This is a genomic window from Nonomuraea rhizosphaerae (genome assembly GCF_019396405.1).
GTDB lineage: Bacteria > Actinomycetota > Actinomycetes > Streptosporangiales > Streptosporangiaceae > Nonomuraea > Nonomuraea rhizosphaerae.
In genome coordinates this window covers 1-4759 of the sequence record NZ_JAHKRL010000084.1, presented here as the reverse complement: position 1 = coordinate 4759, position 4759 = coordinate 1, and the positions used below count along the sequence as shown (strand labels likewise).

Here is a 4759-nt window from a genome sequence, read left to right as displayed (position 1 = left end):
CCAACTGAAAAAGGAATCCGTCATCATGAAACATGACGGGGTTTGTGCATCATGCACTGGCTTTTAACACACTGTTGAGTTCTCAAGAAACGGACGCGAACTCCCCGAACCGCGAGAGGCGCACATTTCGTTTTGTTATGTCTTAATCTTTTCAGCCATCCGATCCGGTGTCAAACCGGCCCGCTTGGCCTCCGTCCCATCTCCGGGACAACCCCTCTAACTTACCAGCCCATCCGGACAGATGCGAATCAACCGGACGAACCAGGAAGAAGTGGGATGTGCCGGGCATCTCCGGGACTCCCTGAGCCCCTTGCCGCCCTGCCTGAGCAACTCTAGCAGCCGTCCACCCGTGCTTCGCGCAACTCAGGTAATCGTGAGGTCCTTCCCTGCCCACCAGATGCTCAAACCACACCAACCTCACCAGGCTGGTCTGGAGGAAGTGGGCGACATGGGGAAGACAAGCGGAAAGCAAGTCATCCGCAATCTCATGTCGGTACGAAGTATGTACGAGCAGACTGTGCCCCTGGAGGTGTCCGCAATGACCCGCTCGGAGTTCGATGACATCCGCGCTTTCCTTGCCGACGATGCCACTCATGCTGGAGACCTTCTCAGAGTCGCCAGGACACTGATCGACGACCTGGAGCACGCCCGGATGCGTGAGGCGGTCCTCCGGACGTACTACCTGCGCCTGCTGACGGCCGCCCGTGCCACGGTGGCGGCGGACACGGTGGAGGCGCCGGAGCCGCTGGCCTTCCTCAAGCACGAGCTCGCCGAGCGTGGCCAGTTGCCCGAGGACGGGGAGGCCGTGCAGCGCATCCTGTCGGACGCGCGCGCCGCCGCCGCCTTGCTGGCCTGCCTGGAGCAGCCCGCCAAGGGCCGGCCTCGGGGAGTGCGCGCGCGGCGGTGTGTCGGCACCGCCCGCACGCTGCCCCGCTGACATCCCGGAAGCACACCTTCGGAAGCACGCCTCTGGGAGCACACCTCCGGAGGCCACGCCTTCGCGAAGGCATGCCCCTCGCCAGAAGCACGCCCGTGGAAGCCAGTGGAAGCCACCTGAGAAGCGCGCCGCAAACACGTCCAAACAGGCGGAAGCCGCCCTTAGCGTGCCCGACCCGGCGTCAGGTAATCTTGCCGTCACCAGCAGTGGACCGACTGAGGAGGTGAGACCCATTACCGCGACAGCAGGCTGGGTGCTCCCCCTCAGGGTTGCGCGGTCCACCTGACGCACAGGTGGACCAGGGAGCGCTCATCGGCATTGTGAAAGGCGCTCATGTCGGTTTTCCCGTCACCTGTCCACCAATCCGCCATCGTCACCAGGCTCCGTGCCGCCGGCTGTGTGTTCGCCGAGGACGAGGCGGAGCTTCTCTTCTCCACGGCGCGCACGCCGTCCGATCTCAGCACCATGGTCGACCAGCGGGTCGCCGGTCTGCCGCTCGAACACGTCCTCGGCTGGGCCGAGTTCTGCGGGCTGCGCATAGCGGTGGATCCGGAGGTCTTCGTGCCGCGCCGCCGCACGGAGTTCCTGATCGGCAAGGCGGCCGAGACGGGCCGTTCGCCCGCCGTCGTCCTGGATCTGTGCTGCGGCTCGGGGGCGATGGGCGCCGCGCTCGGCAAGCTGCTGGGTGACATCGAGCTGTACGCGACCGACCTGGACCCGGCCGCCGCACGATGCGCGCGCCGGAATCTGGCCGCCATGAACGCCCACGTGTACGAGGGCGACCTCTACGCCCCTTTGCCGGCGAGTCTCCGGGAACGCGTGGACGTCCTGATCGCCAGCCCCCCGTACGTCCCCACCGAGGCGATCAGGCTGTTGCCCCCGGAGGCGCGCGTCCACGAGCCGCTGGTGGCGCTCGACGGCGGCGCCGACGGGCTCGACGTCGTACGCAGGGTGATCGCCGAAGCGCCGGTCTGGCTCTCGCCGGGGGGACGCCTGCTGGTCGAGACGAGCGAGTGCCAGGCACCGCCGACGGCCGAGGCCATGGCCGCCGCCGGGCTGGTCCCGCAGGTGGCGGCCGACGAGGAGCTCAACGCCACCGTCGTCATGGGAACCAAGCCCCAAAAGCCTTAAACCAGACGCTTACCCTCCCTTGGCCGCCCGGCTGTAAGACTGCGCATATGTGGCAACGGGGTTTGAACTGGGCAGCAATCCTCCTGGTCGGGGGATTCAGCATCATGTGGCTAGGTGTCGTCCTTTATGTGGACGACACCTCGACCGCCTGGATGCGTGCTGTCCAGCTCATCTTCGGCGTCACGTTGGCCGCATGGGCCGTCCGCAGAACCACGCAAATGATCACCAAGACGTGAGTCCCATGATCTATCAACTCTACGAAATCAGCCACGACATGGGGGATGACGTACAGCTGTCCGCCGCCGCCATGTACCTGGACAAACTCCCGCAACGACACAGGATCGCCGAGATCGACGACGAGTCCTCACGGAGCATCTCTCGCTGGATGCACGAGGAGGACTGCCGCGAGTGCGACACGTTCCCGGACCCGCTGGAGGAGACGGTCACGTACTTCGGCGAAGACTGAACAGGGTCAGGGCTGGAAGCGGTAGCCCATTCCCGGCTCCGTCAGCAGGTGCCGGGGATGTGCCGGATCGCGTTCCAGCTTGCGGCGCAGCTGCGCCATGTACTGCCGCAGGTAGTGGGTCTCCCTCACGTACGACTCCCCCCACACCTCGCTCAGCAGCTGCCGCTGGCTGACCAGTTTGCCGGGGTTGCGGACCAGCAGCTCCAGGAAGTGCCACTCCGTGGGCGTCAGCCGTACGCCGCCCGAGATCGTCTTGTCGGCCAGGTCGACCAGATGATCTCCCAGCTGGGCCGTCGCGGGTTCCTCCGAGGGCTTCGTGCGGCGTGTCACCGCGCGGATGCGCGCGAGCAGCTCGTCGATCCCGAACGGCTTGGTCACGTAGTCGTCGGCGCCGGCGTCCAGCGCGTCCACCTTGTCGGCGCTGCCGGTGCGGCCCGAGAGCACGATGATGGGCACGCTCGTCCAGCCGCGCAGGCCCTGGATGACGTCCACGCCGTCGAGGTCCGGCAGGCCGAGGTCAAGGATGACCAGGTCAGGGTGCCAGTCGGCGGCCTGGCGCAGCGCGGCGGTGCCGTCCGGCGCGACGGCCACCTCGTAGTCCCTGGCGGCGAGGTTGATCCGCAGCGCGCGCAGGAGCTGCGGCTCGTCGTCGACGACCAGCACGCGCGTCAAGACGCCCTCCGCATCCTGGTCAAGGCGCTCTCCGCAGGGAAACGGTCATGGTCAGGCCCCCTCCTGGCGTCTCCTCGGGCGTGAGTGTCCCGCCCATGGCCTCGGTCAGCCCGCGCGACAGCGCCAGCCCCAGTCCCAGCCCCGCGCCCGACCGGTCGCCGAGCCGCTGGAACGGCAGGAAGACCTGTTCGTGCGCCTCCGGCGGAATGCCTGGGCCCCGATCGACGACGCGGATCTCGACGTGCTCGCCGTGTGAGCTGGCGGAGACCATGACGTCATGTCCCGGCGGGCTGAAGCGGACGGCGTTGGACATCAGGTTCACCAGGACTCGTTCCAGCAGCGCGGCGTCGGCCATGAACTCGGGCAGTTCCCCGGAGCCGGCCCGCACGTCGTCCACGCGCTCGCGCAGCGGCCCGAGGTCGGCGATGGCTCGCGGGACGACGTCCTCGACGGCCAGGGGCTCCAGCGTGACGCCGAGCACGCCCGCCTGGAGGCGGCTCATGTCGAGCAGGTTCTCCACCAGCCGGTCCAGTTTGACCAGGGACTCCCCGGCCGTGTCGAGGAGTTCGGCGCGGTCCTCGGGGGTCCAGGCGACGTCGCCGCCGCGCAGGCTGTCGACCGCCGCCCTGGCCGCGGCGAGCGGGGTGCGCAGGTCGTGGCTGACGGCGGCGAGCAGCGCGGTGCGCATGCGGTCGGCCGCGGCGAGCGGCCCGGCGCGCCCGGCCTCCTCGCGCAGGCGTTCCTGCCGCAGCGCGACGGCCGACTCGGCGGCGAACGCCTCCAGCACCTGCCGGTCCGCCGCGTCGAGCGGCCTCCCCCGTACGGCCAGCACGAGGTCGTCGTCCACGATCACGTCGGTGTCGGCGCCGCCGGGCGAGGTGCAGGGCGGGCCGCCGGCCGTGGCCACCACGCGCCAGGCGTCGCCGTCGCGCTCCAGCAAGGTGACGGACGCCAGCCCGTACGCCTCCTTGAGCCTGCCCAGCAGCGACGGCAGCGCCGCGTCGCCGCGCAGCACGTGACCGGCGAGCGTGGACAGCACCTCGGCGTCGGCGCGCGAGCGGGCGGCCTCCCTGCTGCGGCGGGCGGCCTGGTCGACGACCTTGCTGACCATGGCGGCGACGAGCACGAAGACGGACAGGGCGAGCAGGTTCTCCGGCTCGGAGATGGTCAGCGTGTTCAGCGGCGGTGTGAAGAACCAGTTGAGCAGCCCGAACCCGAGCACCGCCGCCGTCAGCGCCGGCCACATGCCGCCGACCAGCGCGACGGCGACCACCAGCAGCAGGAAGAACAGGATCTCGCTCGGCAGCGTGAGCCGGTCGGCGAAGGCGAGCATGGCGGCGGTGAGCAGCGGCACCGCGAGCAGCGCCATGGCCCAGCCGGCGATCCGCCGGTCGCGGGTGAGCGCCGCCGGGGAGCGCGCGGGGCCGCGAGGGGTGGCGGCCGCCTCGTGCGGCACCAGGTGCACGTCGATCGAGCCGGACAGCGCGGCCGCCGTCACACCCACGCCGCGCCCCATGACCTGCGCGAACCTGCCGCGTCGTGAGACGCCGAGC

The 4759-nt window shown here is 69.3% G+C and carries 5 protein-coding genes; 3 read left to right on the top strand and 2 right to left on the bottom strand.

The features are described from left to right. Window positions 1-538 precede the first annotated feature (538 nt). The 3 genes from KME77_RS03990 to KME77_RS03980 all read left to right on the top strand — a co-directional run bounded on the left by KME77_RS03990 (window position 539) and on the right by KME77_RS03980 (window position 2534). Complete coding sequence (locus tag KME77_RS03990; RefSeq protein WP_219462032.1) at window positions 539-937, top strand: hypothetical protein; 399 nt, start codon at window positions 539-541, stop codon at window positions 935-937. Between the two features lie 333 nt (window positions 938-1270). Further along, on the top strand, window positions 1271-2068 hold the full coding sequence (locus KME77_RS03985; RefSeq protein WP_219462030.1) for a putative protein N(5)-glutamine methyltransferase: 798 nt from the start codon (window positions 1271-1273) through the stop codon (window positions 2066-2068). A 241-nt stretch (window positions 2069-2309) separates the two neighbouring features. Beyond that, window positions 2310-2534 carry a hypothetical protein gene (locus tag KME77_RS03980; protein ID WP_219462029.1) on the top strand — a complete coding sequence of 75 codons (225 nt, stop codon included), beginning with the start codon at window positions 2310-2312 and terminating at the stop codon, window positions 2532-2534. Window positions 2535-2540: 6 nt separating this feature from the next. On the opposite strand, the gene KME77_RS03975 is transcribed toward KME77_RS03980, so the two are convergent. Both KME77_RS03975 and KME77_RS03970 read right to left on the bottom strand, forming a co-directional pair. Beyond that, a complete protein-coding gene (locus KME77_RS03975) occupies window positions 2541-3206 on the bottom strand; it encodes a response regulator (protein ID WP_219462027.1) in 666 nt (221 codons plus the stop codon). 19 nt (window positions 3207-3225) lie between these two features. Beyond that, window positions 3226-4759, bottom strand: a 1534-nt coding sequence (locus tag KME77_RS03970) for a sensor histidine kinase (protein ID WP_219462025.1), incomplete at its 5' end; no start/stop codon positions are given.

Coding starts and splice junctions, on each gene's coding strand:
- KME77_RS03985 (WP_219462030.1), top strand. CDS start 1,271: ATGTCGGTTTTCCCGTCACCTGTCCACCAATCCGCCATCGTCACCAGG.
- KME77_RS03990 (WP_219462032.1), top strand. CDS start 539: ATGACCCGCTCGGAGTTCGATGACATCCGCGCTTTCCTTGCCGACGAT.
- KME77_RS03980 (WP_219462029.1), top strand. CDS start 2,310: ATGATCTATCAACTCTACGAAATCAGCCACGACATGGGGGATGACGTA.